Genomic DNA, 21,425 nt, shown 5'->3' with positions numbered 1-21,425 from the left:
TTTATTCCTCTTGCAGCAGCTGCAGCAATTCCTCTGGTCTCATGGACAGGATGGCTCCATCTGCCGAGCCGGTGACCGTCTCGGCAAGTTCCTGCTTTGCCTGCTGCAGCTCCACAATCTTTTCTTCAATGGTGTCCTGCGCAATGAGCTTGTACACCTGCACCGGGTTGCGCTGGCCGATGCGGTAGGCGCGGTCGGTGGCCTGATTCTGCGCAGCCACGTTCCACCACGGGTCGTAGTGGATGACGATATCTGCCGCTGTCAGGTTCAGGCCGGTGCCGCCCGCCCGCAGCGAGATGAGGAACACGTCCGCTTCGCCGCTGTTGAACCGGCGCACAAGTTCCGCACGCACCGGCTTTGGGGTGGAGCCCTGCAGGGTAAAGTGGCTCACGCCCGCTTCGTCCAGCCGTTTTGCCAGCAGCTCCAGCATGGAGGTGAACTGGCTGAACAGCAGGATGCGGTGTCCGCCCTCCACAGCAGCCGTCACCAGCTCCATGCAGGCATCCAGCTTGGCGCTGCCGCCGTCCCAGTTGTCTGCCACAAGGCGCGGGTCGCAGCAGATCTCCCGCAGGCGCATGAGCACTGCGAACACCGCCATTTTATCCTCCGGCTTTGCAGCGCGCAGCTTTTCCCGCGCGTCCACCACAGCGGCAAGGTAGAGCTTGCGCTGCTGCTCGTCCAGCTCGATACGGTGGAGATTCTCGGTCTTGGGGGGCAGCTCTTTGAGCACCTCGGACTTCATGCGCCGCAGGATGAACGGCCCGGTGAGCTGGTTCAAACGGCGCAGTGCGTCTTTGTCGTCCTCCTGCACGATAGGCTTTTCAAACCGGGCGCAGAAGGTCTTGTAGGGCGGCAGATACCCCGGCATCAGGAAGGAGAAGATGCTCCACAATTCGCCCAAGCGGTTCTCCACCGGGGTGCCGGTAAGGGCGAACCGCACCTTGCTGTTCACCCCGCACACCGCCTTGTACTTTTGGGTCGTGTGGTTCTTGATGGCCTGCGCTTCGTCCAGAATGCAGGCGTAGAATTGCTGCCCGCTGTAAAGCTCCTCGTCCCGGCGCATCAGGTCATAGCTGGTCACCACAAGGTCGGCTTCCGCCCACTGCTTTGCCAGCTCTGCCCGGTGAGCAGCGTCACCGTCCACAGCCACGCAGGAAAGCTGCGGCGTGAACTTCTGGCATTCCTCCTGCCAGTTGAGCACCAGCGATGCCGGGCAGACGATGAGGCTGGGCAGGCGCTGGCCGCTTTCCTTCACGGCCAGCAGGTAGCTGAGCACCTGCACGGTCTTGCCAAGGCCCATATCGTCGGCCAGAATGCCGCCCATGCCGTAGCCGTCCAGCGTGCGCAGCCAGCGGTAGCCATCCCGCTGGTACTTGCGCAGCACATTGTGCAGGCTTTCCGGCGGAGTATACTCGCTGTCCTTCACGGCGTGAAAGCTGCGGCTGATGCGGCGGAACGCATCGTCGCGGTTGAAACGCAGGCCGTTCTGGCCCGAGAGCGCCCAGTCGAGACTGGGTGCACGGTAGAGCGGCAGCTCGGCGTGGCCGCTCTTGAGCTTGGCCCCGGAAAGTTCCAGTGTATCGTTCAGTTCGTCCAGCCCTTCCAGACTGTCGTCCAGCCGCAGCAGACGGCCGTCCCGCAGGCGGTGGTAGCGCTTTTTCTGGTGCAGGGAGCGCAGCAGGTCTTTCAGCTCTGCCACCGGGAACTCGCCGGTATCCACTTCCAGATCCAGCACACTGCCGTGCACCGAAACGCCCACCGTGATGCGAGGCGGCGCGGCCTGCAGGCTGCGGAAGGCATCCGTCAGGTATACTTCACCCTCGGCCAGCAGGGCCGGCACGCCCTCCTCCAACATGCGGTAGATCTCGTCCTCGTCAGCGGTGCCGTACACTTCCTCTCTGCCGCCCACACCGGGCTGCAGATAAGAGGCCAGCAGCCGCTTTGCCCGGCTCTCGGCGCGCACATCCCGCAAAAGCCCTGCCGGAGACGGCACGAACGGCGTGACCTTATCCTCCCCGTACAAAAACTCCGCGTGTGCTTCGATGCGGAAGCTGTCCGGTGCGTCCAGATAGAACTGCACCACCGGTTCCAGCGGGATCTGGTTCAGCAGCAGACGTTCCGGGTCCACGATGTTCAGCTTGCTGCCCAGCTCCGGCAGCACATAGCTGCAAAAGGCCGTGGCATCTGCGCTGGTAAAGAACAGGCTTTTGCCGCCCAGCGCCTGCAATGCGGGCAGGATGCGGGTGCACCCGGGCCGCTGCAGCCGCCAGAGCGTATCCTCGCTGAACAGGTAATCATAGTCAAGGCCCTGTACGCTGGCAAGGGCCGGGCTGCCCTCCACCTGCACACCGCCGCGGCGGCGCTCCACGGTCATGGTAATGACGGGCAGACCTTCCCGCAGCTCGTACCCGCCCAGAAAACCGGTATGCTCGTACAGCTGCACAAGGTCATCAAAGATCTCGCCGGTCAGGATCATGCCTCCCGCCGGGCCTTGTTCGGCCCCGCCGTACACCCGCACGGCGGCTTTGTCCATGCTCTGCCTTGCGTTCACCTGACGGCGCAGCAACTGCAAAAGCGCACGGGACTCTTCATCAAAGGCATCCCACCGGTGCACAAAAGCCAGTGCCTTGCCGTAGCTGACGCTTTTGCCCATCTCGACGGCTTCCATCAGGTTCGGGATGCTTTTCACCACATACTGCCGCCCGCCGTCCGAGATGCGCAGCCGCAGCCATGGCTGTGCGCCGGGCACGAGGGTCAGCTCCGGTTCCAGATGGGCAAAGCCGGTGCGCTGGGCGGTCTCGTCCACGCCAAGGTTTTCAAGGGCTGCTTCCTTGTAGGTATCCAGCAGCCTGCGGGCCTCGTAATCCGACACCGGCGTTTCGCCGTGCCACTTTTTGCCAAACAGCATTTCCAGCCCGGAGGCATAGCTGTCCCGCCGGGCCAGTTCCGGGGCAAGGCCCGCCGCGCCGCGCACAACACCGGGAATCGCATCCGGCTTTGCCGCCGGTGCAGGGGCATTCTTTTCGGCATCGTCCAGCAACAATGCGCCGATATGCTTGCAGTAGGTACCCTCGCCGTTCTGGTTATACGGGCAGCTGCAGGACGCACTGACAAAGCTGCCGTTCTCCCGCAGCCATGCCTGCGTATAGTAATAGCTGCCGCCGCTGCCCTGTACCATGGCCGAAATATGCCGCACGCCATCGGCGTTCACGGTGCAGGTGCTCTGCTGGATGCGCTTGCGGTATTTCTTGGCCCGCTCAAAAATGTTATCGCCCAAAAGCGTGCGGATCTCGTCTGCATCCATGGCTGTTTCCTCCCGGTTTGGCTGTAAAACCTTCTTATCTTATAAGAATACCGCACCCGCACCCCGGATACAAGAGGGATCTGCCGCCCAATTTCCATACAAAAAAATCCCGCTCCTTTTCAGGAACGGGATCATTTTACGATCTTGGAATGCTGTGGGGATCACTTGACAGTCTTGCCAAGCTCAGCATCCGTCTCAATAGCGCGCTCACGGATCTTTTCCAGCGTCTGCTCACTGAGGATATGCTCTGCCTTGCAGGCATCTTCGGCGGCAGTCTTTTCGTCCACACCCAGCTGCATAAAGAAGTGGGTCAGCAGACGGTGACGGCTATAGATGCGCTCTGCGATCTCGCGGCCCGGTGCCAGCAGGGTCAGGTTGCCCTCGCCGTCCACCGCGATATAGCCGTTCTCGCGCAGCTTCTTCATGGCAATGCTGACGCTGGCTTTGGTAAAGCCCAGCTCATTGACAACGTCGATGGAGCGCACTTTGCCCATACGCTGACTCAGCATCAGGATCGTTTCAAGATAATCTTCTGCGGATTGGTGGATCTGCATGGTATGTTTGCCTCCTGTCTGTGCCGGGATGCAAAGCACCACGGTTTCATATAGTACAAGATATCACACTTTTTGCCGATGTGCAAGCAATTCGCGGAAGTTTGTTAAAACAAACCAAATTTATCCTGCGCAAATCTGCTGTTTTGCCGGTTTTTAGTCGGCCGCGTTTTGTGCAAAGGCGATCAATTATTTTGCTTCTAGATATGCCGCCGGGCCGGACTGGTACAGGTCGCCGCCGTGGGCATCCAGGATCACCGTCAGCGGCATATCCTTCACTGTCAGGCGGCGCACGGCTTCACAGCCAAGGTCCGGCCATGCGATCACTTCCAGCGTCTGCACGCTTTTTGCCATCAGCGCACCGGCCCCGCCAAGCGCTGCCAGATACACAGCCCCGTTGCGCACCACAGCCGCCTTTACGGCATCGTCCCGCTTGCCCTTGCCGATCATGATCTTATTGCCAAGGTCCAACAGGCGCGGGCTCATGGCATCCATGCGGCCACTGGTGGTGGGTCCCGCCGAGCCGATCACCTGGCCCGGGCGTTCCGGCGTGGGGCCAACGTAGTAGATGGCGCTGCCGGTCAGATCAAAGGGCAGCGGTTCGCCTTTTTCCAGCGCTTCGGTCATCCGCCTGTGGGCCTGATCGCGGGCAGTATACACCACACCGGAAAGCAGCACGGTGTCGCCCGCCTTGAGCGGGGCAAGGTCCTCGGCCGTGCAGGGAGTCGTCAGTCTGTATTCCATCTTTGCCCCTCCTTACAGTTCCGCGCTTGCACGGCGGGTCACATGGCAGGAAACATTCACCGCCGCAGGCAGGCCCGCCACATGGGTAGGCATCTGCTCAATGGCAAGGCCCAGACAGGTGGTCCTGCCGCCAAAGCCCTGCGGGCCGATGCCCAGCTCGTTGATGGCGGCAAGCAGCTCCTGCTCCAGCTGTGCGTAATAGGGGTCGGGGTTCGGCACATCCAGCGGACGCAGCAGGGCCTTCTTTGCCAGATACGCCACCTTGTCAAAGCTGCCGCCCACGCCGATGCCCAGCACGATGGGCGGGCAGGGGTTGGAGCCTGCCAGCTTCACCGTGTCCAGCACGAACTTTTTGAAGCCCTCCACGCCGTCGGCGGGCTTGAGCATTTTGATCTGGCTCATGTTCTCGCTGCCAAAGCCCTTGGGTGCCACCGTGATGCGGCAGCCCTCGCCGTCCACCAGATGCACTGTGATGGCCGCCGGGGTGTTGTCGCCGGTATTGCCTCGGCGCAAAGGGTCTGCCACGATGCTCTTGCGCAGGTAGCCGTCGGTGTAACCCCGGCGCACGCCCTCATGGATGGCAGCTTCAAAGCTGCCGTCAATGTGCACATCGGTGCCAAGCTCCACAAACACGCAGGCCATGCCGGTATCCTGACAGATGGGCAGGTTTTCTTCTTTTGCGGCGGAAAGGTTCGACCACAAAAGGTCGAGAGTGCTCTTTGCCAGCGGCCACGGCTCTTCCTGCCGGGCCTTGTCCAGCGCCGCCTGCACGTCCTGCGGCAGGCGGGTGTTGGCTTCGATGCACAGCCGTGCAACGGTATCTGTGATCTCCTGTGCGGAAATGGTTCTCATAACCCTGTCCTCCGCTTACAGACGGGCCACGCCGGTCTCGCGGGCAGCCTTTGCCACGGCGTTTGCCACTGCCTCGGCCACGCGGGGATCGAACGCGCCGGGGATGATGTTCTCCTCGCTGCGGTCGGCATCGGTGATGAGGTCGGCGATGGCGTAGGCTGCAGCCAGCTTCATCTCATTGTTGATGTCACGGGCGCGCACACTCAGTGCGCCCTTGAACAGGCCGGGGAAGCACAGCACGTTGTTCACCTGATTGGGGAAGTCGCTGCGGCCGGTGGCCATCACCCGCACGCCGCCGGCCTTGGCCTCGTCCGGCATGATCTCCGGGGTGGGGTTGGCCATAGCAAAGACGATGGCATCCTTGTTCATGGTCTTGCACAGCTCAGTGGTCAGGATGCCGGGCTTGGAAACGCCGATGAACACGTCGGCACCTTCCAGTGCTTCCTTCAGGCCGCCCTTGACCTGACGGGGATTGGTCACCTCACCCAGCCAGTTCTTGTGGGCTTCGGCGCTGTTGCAGCCCTTGTACAGGGTGCCGAACTGGTCCACTGCAATGATGTCCTTTGCACCGGCGGTCATGAGCATCTTGATGATGGCAGTACCGGCAGCACCGGGGCCGTTCAGCACGATGTGCACATCTTCCATCTTCTTGCCCACCACGCGCAAGGCGTTGATGAGGGCAGCAGTAACGACGATAGCAGTGCCGTGCTGGTCATCGTGGAACACGGGGATGTCCAGCTCACGCTCCAGCGTTTCTTCGATCTCAAAGCACTCGGGGCTCTTGATATCCTCCAGATTGATGCCGCCAAAGGTGGGCGCAATGGCCTTGCAGGCAGCAATGACGCTGGCTGCGTCGTGGGCATCGATGCAGATGGGGAAGGCATCCACGCCGCCGAACTCCTTGAACAGCACCGCCTTGCCCTCCATGACCGGCAGACCGGCTTCCGGGCCGATATCGCCCAAGCCCAGCACGGCGGTGCCGTTGGAAACGACAGCCACCATGTTGCCCTTGAAGGTGTACTTATACACGTCGTCGGGGTTTTCCTTGATCTTGCGGCAGGGTTCGGCCACGCCGGGAGTGTAGGCGGTGGACAGGTCATCGCGGGTGGCGACCTCCACCTTGCTTACGATGCCCACCTTGCCCTTGTGGGTCTCGTGCATTTCCAGAGCAGCTTTATTGTAATCCATTTGAATTTCCTCCAATATCTTACCGTCCTCGCCCTCTCCATTGCACAGCGATGACGGAAGGAGGAACTCCTCCAGTCTCGCATACGCTCGACAGCCCCCTCAGGGAGGGGCCTTATGTTTCCGGGAAGGCTCACTTATTTTTATTGTAACAGAACCGCCCGCCCATTTCCACCGGTTTTGGTCACTTTTGCGCCTGTAGACGGGCAAAAGTGATACAAACCCGCCGCAGGATTTGTGGAAATTTTGCAAAGAACTTTCCTTTTGCCGTCAGAACGTATATAATAAATGGGTATCTGTTCTGCCTGTACCGGTCTTTTGCTGTGCATCAGGCCGATTTTTATGGAGGTATTTCTTTTGAAAAACAACACCAAAAAACTCCTGTGCATCCTGCTGGCCATCGCCGCAGTGGTGTGCGTCATTTTTGCCTGTTTCATGCTGACAAAGCACAAGCAGACCGACAGCGCTTCTTCGGCTGCCGCATTCGTCTCGCAGTTTGGCTCTGTTGCCGACTTCGACTACGAGGCCTTTGATTACAGCGATGGTCTGGACGAAAACGGCTATTGGAGCGGCATCAAAGCGCTGGACTATGTGACCCTGCCGGAGGACTTCGGCTCCATCGCCCTGAAGGAGAACGACCTGACCCCCACCGAAGATGAACTGCAGCAGCAGGTGGACAACCTGCTGAACCAGTACACCTCTTCCCAGCCCGTTACCGGCCGTGCCGCCCAGAGCGGAGATGTTGCCAACATCGATTACACCGGCACCGTGGACGGCGTGGCCTTTACCGGCGGCACTGCCACCGGCTACGACCTGACCCTTGGCAGCGGTTCCTTCATCGATGGCTTTGAGGACCAGATCATCGGGCACAATGTGGGCGATACCTTTGATGTGACCGTCACCTTCCCGGACGGCTACGGCGATTCCACCGATGCCGAGGGCAACACGATCACCCTCAGCGGCAAGGAAGCCGTGTTCAGCGTGACCCTGAACTCCATTTCCGAAAGCGTGACCCCCGAGCTGACCGACGAGTGGGTGGACTCCAACTTTGGCACCAGCGATGATCTGCACACCGCCGACCAGTTGCGCAGCTACTTTAACGATGCGCTGTATGCCACCAACTATGAGAACGCCATCGTGGACTACCTGATGGCCAATTCCACCTTCAAGGAGCTGCCCAGCGAGATCACCAGCTATTACATCCGCATGTTCCTGAACTACTACAACCAGTACGCCACCGCCTACGGCATGGATCTGAATGCTTTTGCCCAGACGCAGGGCTACACCGATGCCGATGCCATGCTGGCCGCATCCGACGCTTACTTTGAGCATCTGGCAAAGCAGGACCTGATTTTTCAGGCCGTGGCCGAGACCAAGAGCCTTGCTCCCACGCAGGAAGAGCTGGACGATGCCGAGAGCACCTATGCCGACACCTACGGTGAGAACCGTGCGCACCTGAACGCCCTGCAGTCCTGTGTGCTGGACTGGCTGGAAGAGAATTCCACCGTAGCGTAAAAACACAAGAACCATTTAGAATGCCCTCCGCTTCGCTCTGGGCATACTCAGAGGATAATTTATCTTTCATTTGCAGCTCCGAAAAGCCTGCGGGCTTTTCGGAGCTGCTTTTTCACAGGAAGGGCCGGAGCTTTCAGATGCTGTTTTTCTTTGCGGCCCCTTCTGTGAAAAATGCAATACCGGACAGACCGCAGTCTGTCCGGTATTGCTCTAATAAAAAATAGTATTTCCGCTATTTATGCCCAGAGCAAAGCGGAGGGCATTTCAAATCGTCAGGCTTTTTCTTTCTTCCCGCCGTTCAGCTTCCAGAGCAGCCATGCATAGAAGTAATTCATCAGCAGGATGGCGATGCACCACAGCACCGACGCCTGCACGCTCTGGTCATACACCTTCATGAAGGGATATGGCCCATCTACCACGCGCTGGATGTTCAGCCACAAAATGATGCCGCCGTACAGCACCGTGGGCAGCAGCGCCCACTTGACCGTACTGCGGGGCAGGCGCGGTGAGCGCTCCAGCAGCACAAAGGAGAAGATGGCCGCCAGCGGGTTGAGCAGGTGATGGTACAGCATGGAGCTGGTGCACAGCATGATGTACCAGCCGTTGCCGTCCTCATACATGGGACCCAGCACGAACACCACCGTGAGAAAGGTCATGGTCAGGCAGCAGGTGGCAATGTACTTGAGGGTGTGCAGCCAGCGCGGCAGTTCCCTGCCGGTAAAGATGCACACCAGCTGGCCCACCGCCACCATGGCGCAGATGCAGGCCGAAAGGATGTTGGAATCCTCGGTGTAAAAAATGAACATCTGCTCTTTGCCCCAATCCCAGCTCATGGGCAGGGCAATGGGCTCCGCCCAGACGATGAACAGGTTCAGTGCGATGGAGAGCAGGCGGCGCACTGTATCAGCAAATTTTTTCATGGAAAGCCTTTCCGTCTTGTAATATTTCCTCGAAAATTTGAAAAAGGGCAGGTCTCCCTGCCCTTTTTCAAAAAACGCTTTATTTTGCGGTGTTGATGAAGCTGCGGTTGTCCCACAGGTACTTGATGCCGGAAATGGCCGTCACGGCAGCCACCAGCCAGCACAGCACCACCGAGGCTCCCACAACCATGACCGTGGCATCCCAGGACACATTCGCCGCAATCGCCATGCCAAAGAAGTAGAAGATGATGCTCAGCATCTGCAGCACGGTCTTCACCTTGCCCCACATGTTGGCGGCGATCACCTTGCCGTCCTTGGCACCGGCGGCCACCATGCGAAGACCAGACACGGCAAACTCACGGGCCAGAATGATGCACAGCACCACCGGGCTGCATACGCCGTCCCGCATCATGTAAATGAAGGCCACAGTGGTGAGCAGTTTGTCGGCCAGCGGGTCGGCAAACTTGCCGAAGTCCGTTACCATGTTCCACTTGCGGGCCAGATGGCCGTCCAGAAAATCAGTAAAGCTGGCGGCAGCAAAGACGATGCCTGCGATCAGGTAATACGTCGGCTGGAAGGAGCCATCCGCGATGCCGCTCAGGCTGGTGAGGGACACAAAGACCATGAACACCGGCACCAGCAGGATGCGGGTCAAAGTGAGTTTATTGGGCAGATTCATACAGATTCCTCCAATTTGTTATTTTGCAACAGTACCATACAGATCGTAAAGGTCGCTGTCGTCCACCAGAACATCGTAGAACTGGCCGGGGTACAGCGGTTCCTCGCTGGAAACGCACACATTGCCGTCCACCTCAGGAGCATCGCCGGTGGTGCGGCACAGATACAGGCCGCTCTCCTCGTCGATGCCGTCGCAAAGTACATGCACGGTCTGGCCCACCTTTTCGGCCTGCTTCTGGGCCATGATGCCGGTCTGGATCTGCATCACCAGTTCGGCGCGCTTGTCCTTGACTTCCTGCTCGATCTGGCCGTCCATCTTGGCAGCAACGGTGTTCTCCTCGGCAGAATAGGCAAAGCAGCCCAGACGATCAAACTTTACTTCCTTGACAAAATTGCACAGATCCTCGAACTGCTCCTCGGTCTCGCCGGGGAAGCCTGCGATCAGCGTGGTGCGCAGGGTGATGCCGGGGATCTCGCGGCGCAGCTTGCCGATCACCTCCAGCAGCTCGGCGCGGTTGGAGCGGCGGTTCATATTCTTGAGGATGGTATCATTGCAGTGCTGGATGGGCAGATCGAGGTAGGGCACCACCTTCTCATTGCGCTTCATGGCGGCAATGAACTCATCCGTGATGCGCTCCGGGTAAGCGTACATAATGCGGATCCACTCGAGGCCCGGCACCTTGTTCAGCTTATCCAGCAGCTCGCAGATGCTGCCGGGCTTGCCCCAGTCCTCGCCGTAAGCGGTGGGGTCCTGTGCGACCACGATCAGCTCTTTCACGCCCTCACCGGCCAGCCAGCGGGCTTCGGCCACGCAGTCGGCCATATCGCGGCTGTGCAGCGGGCCGCGGATGCCGGGGATGGCGCAGTAGTGGCAGCGGTTGTTGCAGCCTTCAGCGATCTTTAAGTACGCATAGTGGGCAGGCGTGCCGATGACACGCTTGCCGCCCAGCGGAAAGTCCTTTTTGGCACCGTAGCTTTCCAGATGGTCCTCACCATGGAACAGGCGGGCCACGATGGTGTCGATGGCCTTGTTGGAGGCACAGCCCACCACCGCGTCCACCTCGGGGATCTCTTCCTCGATCTGGCTGCGGTAGCGCTCGGCAAGACAGCCGGTGACGATGACCTTCAGCTCCGGGTTCTGCTGCTTGTAGGAGCAGGCTTCCAGAATGTTTTCAATGGCTTCGGTCTTGGCGCTCTCGATGAAGCCGCAGGTGTTCACAAGGATCACATCTGCTTCGGCCAGATCGGCCACGGTCTCGTGGCCGGCAGACAGCAGGATATGCACCATCACATCCAGATCGACCTGATTCTTGGGGCAGCCAAGGGAAATACACGCAATTTTCATAGGGGATGATACTCTCTTTCTCTTTTGAGGGGTGCTTTTTATTCTTCTTCCGCTCTTTTTATCGCTTCTTTTATGACCGAATACGCAAAGCCGCGGCGCTGCAGGGCGGCCACCACAAGGTCGCGGCGGCCATCGGCCAGCTTTTTCATATAGCGGCTGCGCACCAGAGCGGCGGCAGCTTCCAGCTCCGGGCTTTCGCCGTCTGCGTCCGGGGCATAGACATTTTCCAGCGCCTGCTCGATCTGCGCGCCGGAAAGGCCCTTCTGCCGCAGGTTCTGGGCCGCCGCACGGCGGCTCTTGCGGGCGGCAAGCAGGCTGTGTGCCCGGGCTTCGGCATAGCGGTCATCGTTTACGTAATCCAGCTCCACCATCTCAGCCACAGCAGCCGCTGCAGCCTGCTCGGTAAAGCCATAGCACAGCCGTTCATACAGCTGTGCCGAGGACATCTCGCGCGAGGCCAGCGCATCCAGTGCGCGGGCGCGGGCCTTGGCCGGGTCGGCGCACTTTTCTTCTTCCGGCTTCGGGCGGCGGCGTTTATAAAAGGACATTTAGTCCTCCACCATGATATCCAGTTCGCTCTCGCTGCTGCGGGCAGGAGCCTTGACCACCGGCTCCTTGGCATCTGCAGCCTTGGCGGGTTCCTCGGCCTTGGCCGCAGCGCCCTTGCCTGCCGGGCGGCGGGATGCGTACAGCTTATCGGCATTGGCGCGGATCTGGCCCTCGATGTCGTTTGCGATCTCGGGATTGTCCTTCAGGAACTGCTTTGCGTTGTCACGGCCCTGACCCAGACGGACATCGCCATAGTTGAACCATGCGCCGCTCTTCTGCACGATGCCCAGCTTCACGCCCACATCAATGAGTTCGCTCATCTTGGAAATGCCCTCGCCGAACATGATATCGAACTCTGCCTCACGGAACGGAGGTGCCACCTTATTCTTGACGATCTTGGCGCGGGTGTGGTTGCCGATGAACTGGCCGGAAGAGTCCTTCAGGCCCTCCACGCGGCGGATGTCGATGCGCACCGAGGCGTAATATTTCAGGGCGCGGCCGCCGGTGGTGACCTCCGGGTTGCCGTACATCACGCCCACCTTCTCGCGCAGCTGGTTGATGAAGACGCAGACCGTGTTGGTCTTGCCGATGACCGAAGTCAGCTTGCGCATGGCCTGACTCATCAGGCGGGCCTGCAGGCCCACATGGCTGTCGCCCATTTCGCCCTCGATCTCAGCCCTCGGCACCATGGCGGCAACCGAGTCCACCACGATGGCATCGATGGCACCGGAGCGCACCAGTGCTTCGCAGATCTCCATGGCCTGCTCACCGGTGTCCGGCTGGCTGACCAGCAGATTGTTGATGTCCACACCCAGCGCTTCGGCATAGGTGGGGTCCAGTGCGTGCTCCACGTCAATGAAGGCCACTTCGCCGCCCTGCTTCTGGGCTTCGGCCAGGATGTGCAGAGCCAGCGTGGTCTTACCGCTGGATTCCGGGCCGTACACCTCAATGATGCGGCCGCGGGGCACACCGCCCACGCCCAGAGCCAGATCCAGACCCAGACTGCCGGTGGAAATGGCATCCACCTGCATGGAGGCGTTATCACCCAGCTTCATCACGGCACCCTTGCCGAACTGCTTTTCGATCTGGGCCAGCGCAGTGGCCAGCGCATCCTTTTTGGCCTCCGGCTCGGTCTTTTTGGTCGCCGGGGCAACGGTGTTGTTGTTCTGATTTTTTGCCATAGCGTGCTGCTCCTTTTCTTCCTGCTGCCCGCCGTGCGCGGGCTGTCCGTATACTTTCCAGTATAGTATACCACAAAATCAAAATATTACAACAAGAAGTTGTTTCTATTTTCACTTTTATTTTTCGGGTCTGTGGGCGATCATGCACCGGTCATTGCCGCCAAAATCCTTGCGGCACTCAATGTCTGCCCAGCCGTTTGCAGCCAGCAGTGCCGCCACAGCCTGCCGCTGCTGCCAGCCGATCTCCAGCACCAGTGCGCCGCCGGGCCGCAGTGCATTCTGGTAATGCTCTGCAAGGGCACGGTAAAACATAAGGCCGTCCTTTCCTGCTTCCAGCGCCATGGCCGGTTCCTGCGCCACCTCCGGCTGCAGATGCCGCATCTCCTCGGCGGTGAGGTAGGGCGGGTTGGATACGATCAGATCAAGCTGCCCTTCCGGCAGGCCCTGCCAGTAGGTGAACAGGTCGCCCTCCACCGGCTGCACCGCATAGGCTTGCTTTGCCTTTGCGCGCAGAGCGTTCAGCGCCGGCCCCCAGTCAAAGGCCGGGGCATCTGCCTGCTCAAACGCGGTAGGCTCCAGCAAGTCCTCCGTCTGCCCGCCCTGCCCTTTCAGGGCGCAGCGGCAGTTCTTTTCCAGATAAACAAAGGCTTCCGGGCTTTTTTCCACGCAGGTCACCTGCGCCGCCGGACAGAAGCGCTTGACGCCCAGCCCCAGACAGCCGGTCCCCGCGCAGAGATCCAGCACCCGGGGCGCTGCAATGCCCGTCAGGGTATTGGCAGCCGCTTCCGCTACCACCTCAGTGTCTGCCCGGGGGCAGAGCACACCGGGGCCAACAGCAAGGTCAAAATCCAGAAAGCTCCAGATCCCGCACAGGTATTGCAGCGGTTCCCGCTGCTCACGGCGCGTGCAGAGGGCTTCCAGCTTTTCCGCTTCCTCCGTGGTCAGCACCCGGTCGGAAAGGCGGGCATCCCGCCCGGCTGCCACGCGGAACAGCTCCCGTGCATCGTAATCGGCATCCGGACACCCTGCAGCGGAAAGCCGGGCTTCCACAGCCCGCACCGCTTCGCGCGGGGTCAAACCAGCAATTACCATCTGCCATCCTCCGGGTCCTCGGGCAGCACAGGGGTCACGGCGGCAATGGCCACCTCGATCATGCTGTCGTCCGGTTCAAACACGGTCAGGTGCTGCACCCAGATACCGGGCTGGCGGATGATGCGGGTGGCAATGTTATCGGACCGGCCGCACCACTTGAGCAGCTCATAGCTGATGCCCATGACCAGCGGCAGAAGCAGCAGTTTGAACAGCACCCGCAGGCCGATGCTGCCCCACGGCAGCACGCTGTAGAGGAACACGCTGACGATGACCACCAGAATGAGGAAGCTGGTGCCGCAGCGCGGATGGAACCGAGTGTACTTGCGCACATTCTCCACGGTCAGCTCATCACCGGCCTCATAGCAGGCAATGGTCTTGTGCTCGGCACCGTGGTACTCAAACACGCGGTGGATCTCCTTCATCTTGGAGATGGCCACCATATAGGTGAGGAAGATGCCAACTTTCAGCACCGCTTCCAGCACCACCTTGGCCCAGCGGCCCAATGTTACAAAGTGGTTCACGCCGCCCACGATGAGGGTGGGCAGCACGGTGAACAGCAAAATCGCCAGCAGGCCGCCCAGTACGGCGGCACAGGCCAGCAGTGCGTCCTCTGCCTTTTTGCCCAAGTGGTCGCCCACCCATTTTTCAAAGGCAGTCTCTTCCTCTTCGGGGTCGTAGTCGTCACCCATGCTCACCTGAGCCGAGTACATCATGTAGCGGTAGCCCACGATCAGGCTTTCGATCATGGAGATGGCACCGCGCACCAGCGGGATCTTTGTCCAGATGCCGTGGTTCTTCACAGGGTCGATCTTGGTCTCAATGGTGCCGTCCGGCTTGCGCACGGCGCAGCAGATGAGCTTCGGGCCGCGCATCATGATGCCTTCCATCAGCGCCTGCCCGCCGACGCTGGTCTTGAAACGTTCCTTTTTGGGTTGATTCATTGGGTTCTCCTATCGGATCATATTTTTCCCGGTTATTTTACCACAGAATTGTGACAAAATCTTCACGCCTTATGGTACAGCGGCAAGCCCAGTGTGACCACTGTGCCGCGGCCCAGCGTGCTCTTGATGTCCATGGTGCCGTCCAGTGCAGTCATGATGGAATCCACCAGCGCAAGGCCGATGCCGCTGCCGCGCACCGAATTACTGCCCTTGTAGAACTTGGTCTTGACATTCTCAAGGTCTTCCGGCGGGATGCCGCGGCCCTGATCGATGATCTCCGCAAAAGCCTTGTATTCGCCCGCCCACAGCTTGACCGTGATGCGCCCGCCGGGGGCCGAGTACTTGATGGCGTTGTCCATGATGTTGATGAACACCTGCCGCAGACGGTCCGGGTCGGCATAGACCGGGATCATCTCCTCCGGCTCGGTGTAGCTGAGCACAAGGCCCTCGCGCTGGATGCGTGCTTCACAGAACAGCACCGCATCGGTCAGCTCTGCCACAAGGTCCAGCGGGCGGCAGTCCATACGGATGCGGCCGTTCTGCAGACGGCTGAAATCCAGCAGCTCTTCCACCATGTTGTACAGGCGGCCCGTCTCATTGTTGATGATCTCAAGGCCCTTGCGGTAGTTCTCGTCTGCCGGGTCGTCCAGTGTGCGCAGGGTCTCCACCCAGCCCCGGATGGAGGTGAGCGGCGTGCGCAGCTCGTGAGAGACGGAACTGATGAACTCGTTCTTCATCTTCTCGGTCTCTTCCAGCCCTTCGGCCATCTGGTTGATGGTGCCGCGCAGGCGGTCCACCTCGTCGTGTTCGTTGCCAGTGACCGGCAGGCGCACATCCAGCTCACCCCGGGCGATGCTGGCTGCGGTGCGCTCCACCTGCCCCAGCGGCACCACGATGCTGCGGATGAAGTACAGGCCGGACATCACGGTGAAAGCAAGGATCACCGCCGCGATCACAACACTTACCGCGATGGCGTTCTTGATCTGCGCTCCCACAAGGGTCAGGCTGGTGACAAGACGCATCGCCGCCACATCCTCGGCGGCATAGGGCACCAGATAACAGGCCGCCATCACCAGCTCACCGGACTGGGTGCGGTAGACCGCCACACCAAGGCCGTCAGAAGCCTCCTGCGCCTGCTCAAAGTCGATGCCGGTCACAATGCCGTCCGCATTTGTGCCGCTGGAGGACGCAATGACCCCGCCATAGCTGTCCAGCAGCATGAACTCGTATTTGTCCTTATCGGCAAACTGCTCCACCATGCGGCGCAGGGCCACGCTGCGGGTAGCTGCCGTGCTCTGCACCGTATCGCCGGTGTACATTTTCAGCTGGCCGGACACCGAAGAGAACCGCCGGTACATGGTCTGCTGCACGCTGTTATAATAGCTGCGTGAGTAGTTGTACAGGAACATGGTTTCGGCCAGCAGCACCAGCAGCACGGTGATGAGCAGATTGCCCCGCAGCCACCGGCGGGTGATCCCGCTTCTCATTCTTCCCATCTGTAGCCGTAGCCCCACACAGTAAGGATATGGGTGGGATGGCTGGGTTCATCCTCCACCTTCATGCGCAGACGGCGGATGTTCACATCCACGATCTTCACGTCACCAAAATAGTTCTCGCCCCAGACACCCTTCAAGATCTTCTCGCGCACCAGCGCAATGCCGGGGTTGCGGAAGAACAGCTCCATGATCTGGAATTCCACCTGTGTCAGCTCGATGGGCTGGCCTGCCTTGAGCAGCACGCGGCGGTTCTCGTCCAGCACAAATTCGCCGCTGGTGAGCATCCCCAGCGGGTTTTCCTTTTCTTTTTCGTCCCCGCCTGTAGTACGGCCGACGCGGCGGCACAGCGCTTTCACACGGGCCAGCAGTTCGCTTACGCTGAAAGGCTTGGTCATATAGTCATCGGCACCAATAGAAAGGCCGCGGATCTTGTCCTGCTCCTGTCCCTTAGCGCTGAGGATGATAATGCCGATCTTCTGATCGGTGCGGCGGATGGTCTCGCACAGGGAGAAGCCGTTCATGCCCGGCAGCATCACATCCAGAATGGCCGCATCGCAGCCCGGCTTCTTCTCCAGCAGCGGCAGAGCCGCCTCGGCGCTTTCGGCCTCCACAGCCTCCATGCCCGCAAGGCGCAGGTTCAGCGCGATCATCTCGCGGATGTTGGCTTCATCTTCAACGACAAGCACTCGTACCATGAACTGTTCCTCCGTTCTTTAGTTGAGCAGATACAGCGCCTTGGACAGGCGGTAATTTTTATCACGGATCTCCACATCCGGGGCAAGCTTCGCCTGCATCTGGCGGGATGCCACGATGCCAAGGCGGGTCCAGCCCTTCAGGCTGGAGGTGGTGCGCACCAGACGCAGGGTCATTACCAGCTGGTCTTCGTCCACCGTGCGCAGCTCCACTGCACCATCATATTGTTCGCTGTCGGTCAGTTTGAGGTTGCCCTCCCACTCCATGGGCAGCTCGATATAGCAGTTGGTCTCTTCGTCCAGCAGCCCGAAGCTTTTTTCCGGGTGCGGGCTGGTATAGTCCATCCACACGATAAAATCCATGCGGCGGCTCTGGCTCATGTTCAGCAGGCCCGCTTCGTCCGGCTGGGTGGGGATCTCCACGATGCCGTCGCCGTCCAGATCCTGACTGACCAGACTGGGCACATTGCGCAGGGATGCGGTGTAAAGCTTTTCGGTGCTGATCTGATCGGCAGGCACCATCTGCTGCGTGTCTTCGTCAAAACGCAGCAGCACGCTGGCCAGATTGTTGCCGGAAATGCCGGTCCAGCCATCCAGCACCAGATAATGCCTGCCGTCCGCACCCACACCCGCCGCCACCGAGGCGCAGCCGGCGAACCGATTGGCGGAAAGGCCCATAACAGCCACCTGCTGGAAGCTGCCCTCTTTATCCACGGTCAGCAGTTCGATCTGCACGCCGCCGTCCTCCAGCGTAGACATCAGGATCAGGTCCTGATTGCCGCCGCCAGTGATATCCTCCACCAGATACTGCTGGTACTGCTGCTCCAGGATCGTGGAAAGTACGCCGTCGGTGTAGGAATACACAGCCAGATAATGGTCGCCCTGTGCCGCTGTATAACCCACCACCAGTTGGGTGGCATCGCCGGGCTGCAGCTGGGCCAGCCCCACCGACTCTACCGTGTCTGCAAGGCCCTCTACGTTCTGGCGCACATGCCAGATGTCGGCATCATCCTTCTGCAGGATGGCAATGCACACGTTGGAGCTTTGGGCGGTGGTGTAAAGCACGGCGGCATCCTGCCTGCCGTCACCGTCCAGATCCTGCAGCAGGAAAGGCGAAAGCAGGTCGCCCTGCATGGGATATTTGAGCTGTGCGCTCTCCCCCAGCCAGTCGTTCAGGGCAGTCTGCACATCGCCGTAATCGCCGGAAAGCTTGGGCGCACGCAGAAGCTCTTCCACCTGCACCTGTTCACCGGGCATGCTGCAGCCTGCCAGAAGCAGGCACAGCAGCACGCAAGCCAACCACCGGCCAAAATGATTCGGATGTTTCAACCGCTGCGCCTCCTCTGTGTGGAAAACTTGTCCGGCCAAAGGCCGAAAACATGCTATTGTCAGTATACCACGGGCCGGGCGCAATTCCAACACCCGAAAATGAGAAAGCAAAAAAGAGACTACCGTACAAAATACGATAGTCTCTTAAAAAACTGTTATAAACAGTCAGAGCAGATCAGACCAGCTCCAGAACTGCCATCTCAGCTGCGTCGCCGCGGCGAGCGCCGATCTTGATGATGCGGGTGTAGCCGCCGTTGCGGTCAGCGTACTTGGGGCTGATCTCATCAAACAGCTTCTTTGCAACATCTTCCTTGGTGATGTAGGCATAAACCTGACGCTTGGTGTGCAGGTCGCTTGCCTTGCCAAGGCTGATCATCTTCTCGGCCATGGAACGAACGTCCTTAGCGCGAGTGACAGTGGTCTCAATCTTGCCATTCTCTAACAGGTAGGTAACCATAGCGCGCATCATAGCGTTGCGGCTGTCGCTGGTTCTACCGAGCTTTCTGGTACCGGGCATCCCGTTTCACTCCTTAATTATTTTTAGTTATCGTCATCCGTGTTCAGCTTGAAGCCCAGAGAGTCCAGCTTTGCCATGACCTCTTCCAGGCTCTTGCGACCGAGGTTGCGGACCTTCATCATCTCGTCCTCGCTCTTGCTGACCAGATCTTCCACCGTGTTGATGCCTGCGCGCTTCAGGCAGTTGAAGGAACGCACGCTCAGATCCAGCTCTTCAATGGTCATTTCCAGAGCCTTTTCCTTGTCGTCGTTGGTCTTCTCCACCATGATCTCAGCGCCGGCTGCCTCATCGGACAGGTTGACGAACAGGTTCAGGTGCTCGGTCAGCACACGGGCAGCCAGAGAAACGGCTTCCTGCGCATTGATCGTGCCATCGGTCCAAACCTCAATGGTCAGCTTGTCATAATCGATCGCCTGGCCAACACGGGTGCTCTCGACGTTGTAGTTCACCTTGAGCACAGGGGTGTAAATGCTGTCAACGGGAAGAGTGTTGATATCGTTCTTCTCGATGATAGCCTGTTTGTTGCGCTCTGCGGGCACATAGCCGCGGCCCTTATCGAAGGTCAGCTCCATGACGAGCTTGCCGCCCTCGCCCAGGGTTGCGATGTGCCACTCAGGGTTCAGAATTTCGATGTCGTCGCCCTGCTTGATGTTGTCAGCGGTGACCTCACAGGGGCCGACTGCCTCAACACGCACTGTCTTCGGACCATCGGTGTACAGCTTTGCAGCAATACCCTTCAGGTTCAGGACAATTTCGGTAACGTCTTCCTTGACGCCCTCAATGGTGGAGAACTCGTGAACCACGCCATCAATCTTGACGCTGGTCACGGCGACACCGGGCAGAGAGGAAAGAAGCACACGACGCAGGCTATTGCCCAGTGTGATGCCAAAGCCACGCTCCAGCGGTTCTGCCACGAATTTGCCGTAGCGGCCGTCCGGGGACAGGCTTGCCGTTTCGATTTTGGGACGTTCAATCTCCATCATATCTATGCCCTCCTTGTCAAACCGGCGCTGCCGCCGGCCCATTATTAAATTCTTTCAAAGAAAAGAATGCGAAAGTGAGCCGTCCACGGGGAAGGCCCAGCCTTCTTAATGGATTACTTGGAGTACAGCTCGACGATGAGGTGCTCTGCGACTTCGTAGTCGATATCGCTGCGCTCGGGCAGCTTTGCGACAACACCCTTCAGAGAACCGGTCTCACGGTTCAGCCATGCGGGCAGAGCAACAACGGGAGCCTCGGGGCCGGTCAGCTTTGTAAACTTTGCAGAGCTGCGGCTGGACTCGCGCACTTCGATCACGTCGCCAGCCTTCACCTGATAAGAAGGAATGTTGACCTTCTTGCCGTTGACGGTGAAGTGAGCGTGGGACACCAGCTGACGAGCGTCGCGGCGGGTCTGAGCAAAGCCCAGACGGAACACGACGTTGTCCAGACGGCACTCCATGATCTGCAGCAGGTTCTCACCAGTCTTGCCGGGGCGGGCCTCAGCACGCAGGTAAGCATTGTGGAACTGCTTTTCCAGAACGCCGTAGATAAACTTGACCTTCTGCTTCTCCTTCAGCTGAGATGCGTACTCAGACTGCTTCTTGCGCATGTTGCCATTGGAGTTGCGGGTGGTATTCTTCTTTGCATAGCCCATGACCGCAGGAGAAATGCCCAGGGCCTTGCAACGCTTTGCGATAGGCTGCGTATTCTTTGCCATAATTCAATTTCCTCCTTCGATCAGACACGACGGCGCTTCGGGGGACGGCAGCCATTGTGGGGGATGGGAGTCACGTCCTTGATCAGGGTGACTTCCAGGCCGGTAGCCTGCAGCGCACGAATAGCGGACTCACGGCCAGCGCCGGGGCCCTTGACGTAGACCTCAACGGTCTTCATGCCATGCTCGATAGCAACCTTAGCTGCGGTCTCAGCAGCAGACTGGGCTGCGAACGGAGTGCTCTTACGGCTGCCGCGGAAGTTCAGGGAGCCGGAGGAGCACCAGGACACTGCATTACCCTGCAGGTCGGTGATGGTGACAACAGTATTGTTGAAGGTAGACTGGATATGAGCCTGACCAGCAGCAATGTTCTTGCGCTCTTTGCGCTTCATGCGGACATTAGCGCCCTTCTTGGCATTATTTGCACTTGCCATTTCTCAAATCCTCCTTACTTCTTCTTGTTAGCGACAGTGCGCTTGGGACCCTTGCAGGTACGTGCATTGGTCTTGGTACGCTGGCCGCGGCAGGGCAGATTCTTGCGATGGCGGGTGCCACGGAAGGACTGGATCTCAACCAGGCGCTTGATGTCCAGAGCAACGTTGCGGCGCAGGTCGCCTTCAACGATGATGTTAGCCTGATCGATGTAGTCACGGATCTTAGCCTCTTCTTCCAGAGTCAGGTCCTTGACGCGGGTATCGGGGTTGATGCCAGTTGCTTCCAGGATCTTGTTAGCAGTGGTCTGGCCGATACCATAAACGTAGGTGAGACCCACCTGAACGCGCTTCTCGCGGGGCAGGTCAACGCCGGCAATACGTGCCATAGTAGTTTCCTCCAAAAA

21 protein-coding genes are annotated in these 21,425 nt (G+C 59.4%); 1 reads left to right on the top strand and 20 read right to left on the bottom strand.

What is annotated here, in order from left to right:
• Position 1: 1 nt before the first annotated feature.
• The 5 genes from DWV57_RS11675 to DWV57_RS11655 all read right to left on the bottom strand — a co-directional run bounded on the left by DWV57_RS11675 (position 2) and on the right by DWV57_RS11655 (position 6,639).
• Positions 2 to 3,304 carry a DEAD/DEAH box helicase gene (locus DWV57_RS11675; protein WP_120020868.1) on the bottom strand — a complete coding sequence of 1,101 codons (3,303 nt, stop codon included), beginning with the start codon at positions 3,302 to 3,304 and terminating at the stop codon, positions 2 to 4.
• 161 nt (positions 3,305 to 3,465) lie between these two features.
• A complete protein-coding gene (locus tag DWV57_RS11670) occupies positions 3,466 to 3,858 on the bottom strand; it encodes a metal-dependent transcriptional regulator (protein WP_097774413.1) in 393 nt (130 codons plus the stop codon).
• Positions 3,859 to 4,044: 186 nt separating this feature from the next.
• The gene (locus DWV57_RS11665; RefSeq protein WP_118526597.1) at positions 4,045 to 4,599 is read right to left on the bottom strand and encodes a Fe-S-containing hydro-lyase; all 555 of its coding nucleotides are present in this window, start codon (positions 4,597 to 4,599) and stop codon (positions 4,045 to 4,047) included.
• Between the two features lie 12 nt (positions 4,600 to 4,611).
• A complete protein-coding gene (locus tag DWV57_RS11660) occupies positions 4,612 to 5,451 on the bottom strand; it encodes a fumarate hydratase (protein WP_005937916.1) in 840 nt (279 codons plus the stop codon).
• 15 nt (positions 5,452 to 5,466) lie between these two features.
• Entirely contained in the window at positions 5,467 to 6,639 is a 1,173-nt protein-coding gene (locus DWV57_RS11655; RefSeq protein WP_005937919.1) for a malic enzyme-like NAD(P)-binding protein, read from the bottom strand.
• Positions 6,640 to 6,993: 354 nt separating this feature from the next.
• Between DWV57_RS11655 and DWV57_RS11650 the strand changes: the two genes are divergently transcribed.
• The gene (locus DWV57_RS11650) at positions 6,994 to 8,151 is read left to right on the top strand and encodes a trigger factor (RefSeq protein ID WP_243112355.1); all 1,158 of its coding nucleotides are present in this window, start codon (positions 6,994 to 6,996) and stop codon (positions 8,149 to 8,151) included.
• A gap of 272 nt (positions 8,152 to 8,423) precedes the next feature.
• Here the strand turns inward: DWV57_RS11650 and DWV57_RS11645 are convergent, their stop codons facing one another.
• The 15 genes from DWV57_RS11645 to rpsM form a co-directional block, all read right to left on the bottom strand.
• The gene (locus DWV57_RS11645; protein WP_120020867.1) at positions 8,424 to 9,071 is read right to left on the bottom strand and encodes a hypothetical protein; all 648 of its coding nucleotides are present in this window, start codon (positions 9,069 to 9,071) and stop codon (positions 8,424 to 8,426) included.
• A gap of 79 nt (positions 9,072 to 9,150) precedes the next feature.
• Entirely contained in the window at positions 9,151 to 9,750 is a 600-nt protein-coding gene (gene pgsA / locus DWV57_RS11640; RefSeq protein WP_097777152.1) for a CDP-diacylglycerol--glycerol-3-phosphate 3-phosphatidyltransferase, read from the bottom strand.
• An 18-nt stretch (positions 9,751 to 9,768) separates the two neighbouring features.
• Positions 9,769 to 11,094 carry a 30S ribosomal protein S12 methylthiotransferase RimO gene (gene rimO / locus DWV57_RS11635; protein ID WP_005937940.1) on the bottom strand — a complete coding sequence of 442 codons (1,326 nt, stop codon included), beginning with the start codon at positions 11,092 to 11,094 and terminating at the stop codon, positions 9,769 to 9,771.
• Positions 11,095 to 11,132: 38 nt separating this feature from the next.
• Entirely contained in the window at positions 11,133 to 11,642 is a 510-nt protein-coding gene (locus DWV57_RS11630; protein ID WP_120020866.1) for a RecX family transcriptional regulator, read from the bottom strand.
• Entirely contained in the window at positions 11,643 to 12,824 is a 1,182-nt protein-coding gene (recA, locus tag DWV57_RS11625; protein ID WP_118526585.1) for a recombinase RecA, read from the bottom strand. It lies immediately after the preceding gene.
• Between the two features lie 117 nt (positions 12,825 to 12,941).
• Positions 12,942 to 13,916: a HemK/PrmC family methyltransferase gene (locus DWV57_RS11620; RefSeq protein ID WP_120020865.1), complete on the bottom strand. Its 975-nt coding sequence runs from the start codon at positions 13,914 to 13,916 to the stop codon at positions 12,942 to 12,944.
• Positions 13,910 to 14,857, bottom strand: a complete 948-nt coding sequence (locus DWV57_RS11615; RefSeq protein WP_005937952.1) for a DUF1385 domain-containing protein — start codon at positions 14,855 to 14,857, stop codon at positions 13,910 to 13,912. The genes DWV57_RS11620 and DWV57_RS11615 overlap by 7 nt, the downstream gene beginning before the upstream one ends.
• Before the next feature lie 62 nt (positions 14,858 to 14,919).
• Positions 14,920 to 16,344 carry a HAMP domain-containing sensor histidine kinase gene (locus DWV57_RS11610; RefSeq protein WP_120020864.1) on the bottom strand — a complete coding sequence of 475 codons (1,425 nt, stop codon included), beginning with the start codon at positions 16,342 to 16,344 and terminating at the stop codon, positions 14,920 to 14,922.
• Positions 16,341 to 17,048, bottom strand: a complete 708-nt coding sequence (locus DWV57_RS11605; RefSeq protein WP_120020863.1) for a response regulator transcription factor — start codon at positions 17,046 to 17,048, stop codon at positions 16,341 to 16,343. Before DWV57_RS11605 ends, DWV57_RS11610 begins: the two co-directional genes overlap by 4 nt.
• 18 nt (positions 17,049 to 17,066) lie before the next feature.
• A complete protein-coding gene (locus DWV57_RS11600) occupies positions 17,067 to 18,374 on the bottom strand; it encodes a hypothetical protein (RefSeq protein WP_223388546.1) in 1,308 nt (435 codons plus the stop codon).
• 175 nt (positions 18,375 to 18,549) lie between these two features.
• Positions 18,550 to 18,891: a 50S ribosomal protein L17 gene (gene rplQ, locus DWV57_RS11595; RefSeq protein WP_005921819.1), complete on the bottom strand. Its 342-nt coding sequence runs from the start codon at positions 18,889 to 18,891 to the stop codon at positions 18,550 to 18,552.
• 23 nt (positions 18,892 to 18,914) lie between these two features.
• Positions 18,915 to 19,874 carry a DNA-directed RNA polymerase subunit alpha gene (locus tag DWV57_RS11590; protein ID WP_044953267.1) on the bottom strand — a complete coding sequence of 320 codons (960 nt, stop codon included), beginning with the start codon at positions 19,872 to 19,874 and terminating at the stop codon, positions 18,915 to 18,917.
• Between the two features lie 113 nt (positions 19,875 to 19,987).
• Complete coding sequence (rpsD, locus tag DWV57_RS11585) at positions 19,988 to 20,590, bottom strand: 30S ribosomal protein S4 (protein WP_120020862.1); 603 nt, start codon at positions 20,588 to 20,590, stop codon at positions 19,988 to 19,990.
• Between the two features lie 20 nt (positions 20,591 to 20,610).
• Positions 20,611 to 21,021, bottom strand: coding sequence for a 30S ribosomal protein S11 (gene rpsK, locus DWV57_RS11580; protein ID WP_005934894.1), 411 nt, complete (start codon positions 21,019 to 21,021; stop codon positions 20,611 to 20,613).
• Between the two features lie 14 nt (positions 21,022 to 21,035).
• Positions 21,036 to 21,407, bottom strand: coding sequence for a 30S ribosomal protein S13 (gene rpsM / locus DWV57_RS11575; RefSeq protein WP_005937976.1), 372 nt, complete (start codon positions 21,405 to 21,407; stop codon positions 21,036 to 21,038).
• Positions 21,408 to 21,425 lie beyond the last annotated feature (18 nt).

It is taken from the genome of Faecalibacterium sp. AF10-46 (assembly GCF_003604105.1).
GTDB lineage: Bacteria > Bacillota > Clostridia > Oscillospirales > Ruminococcaceae > Faecalibacterium > Faecalibacterium taiwanense.
The sequence above is the reverse complement of the archived record's forward strand: the minus strand, read 5'-3'. Positions and strand labels throughout refer to the sequence as shown.

Excerpts from the sequence above, each read along its gene's own strand:
- DWV57_RS11655 (WP_005937919.1), bottom strand. The coding sequence starts at position 6,639 with ATGGATTACAATAAAGCTGCTCTGGAAATGCACGAGACCCACAAGGGC.
- rpsD (WP_120020862.1), bottom strand. The coding sequence starts at position 20,590 with ATGGCAAAGAATACGCAGCCTATCGCAAAGCGTTGCAAGGCCCTGGGC.
- rplQ (WP_005921819.1), bottom strand. The coding sequence starts at position 18,891 with ATGCCCGGTACCAGAAAGCTCGGTAGAACCAGCGACAGCCGCAACGCT.
- DWV57_RS11590 (WP_044953267.1), bottom strand. The coding sequence starts at position 19,874 with ATGATGGAGATTGAACGTCCCAAAATCGAAACGGCAAGCCTGTCCCCG.
- DWV57_RS11610 (WP_120020864.1), bottom strand. The coding sequence starts at position 16,344 with ATGAGAAGCGGGATCACCCGCCGGTGGCTGCGGGGCAATCTGCTCATC.
- DWV57_RS11645 (WP_120020867.1), bottom strand. The coding sequence starts at position 9,071 with ATGAAAAAATTTGCTGATACAGTGCGCCGCCTGCTCTCCATCGCACTG.
- DWV57_RS11675 (WP_120020868.1), bottom strand. The coding sequence starts at position 3,304 with ATGGATGCAGACGAGATCCGCACGCTTTTGGGCGATAACATTTTTGAG.
- pgsA (WP_097777152.1), bottom strand. The coding sequence starts at position 9,750 with ATGAATCTGCCCAATAAACTCACTTTGACCCGCATCCTGCTGGTGCCG.
- DWV57_RS11615 (WP_005937952.1), bottom strand. The coding sequence starts at position 14,857 with ATGAATCAACCCAAAAAGGAACGTTTCAAGACCAGCGTCGGCGGGCAG.
- DWV57_RS11665 (WP_118526597.1), bottom strand. The coding sequence starts at position 4,599 with ATGGAATACAGACTGACGACTCCCTGCACGGCCGAGGACCTTGCCCCG.
- rimO (WP_005937940.1), bottom strand. The coding sequence starts at position 11,094 with ATGAAAATTGCGTGTATTTCCCTTGGCTGCCCCAAGAATCAGGTCGAT.
- rpsK (WP_005934894.1), bottom strand. The coding sequence starts at position 21,021 with ATGGCAAGTGCAAATAATGCCAAGAAGGGCGCTAATGTCCGCATGAAG.
- recA (WP_118526585.1), bottom strand. The coding sequence starts at position 12,824 with ATGGCAAAAAATCAGAACAACAACACCGTTGCCCCGGCGACCAAAAAG.
- DWV57_RS11670 (WP_097774413.1), bottom strand. The coding sequence starts at position 3,858 with ATGCAGATCCACCAATCCGCAGAAGATTATCTTGAAACGATCCTGATG.
- rpsM (WP_005937976.1), bottom strand. The coding sequence starts at position 21,407 with ATGGCACGTATTGCCGGCGTTGACCTGCCCCGCGAGAAGCGCGTTCAG.
- DWV57_RS11605 (WP_120020863.1), bottom strand. The coding sequence starts at position 17,048 with ATGGTACGAGTGCTTGTCGTTGAAGATGAAGCCAACATCCGCGAGATG.
- DWV57_RS11660 (WP_005937916.1), bottom strand. The coding sequence starts at position 5,451 with ATGAGAACCATTTCCGCACAGGAGATCACAGATACCGTTGCACGGCTG.
- DWV57_RS11630 (WP_120020866.1), bottom strand. The coding sequence starts at position 11,642 with ATGTCCTTTTATAAACGCCGCCGCCCGAAGCCGGAAGAAGAAAAGTGC.
- DWV57_RS11620 (WP_120020865.1), bottom strand. The coding sequence starts at position 13,916 with ATGGTAATTGCTGGTTTGACCCCGCGCGAAGCGGTGCGGGCTGTGGAA.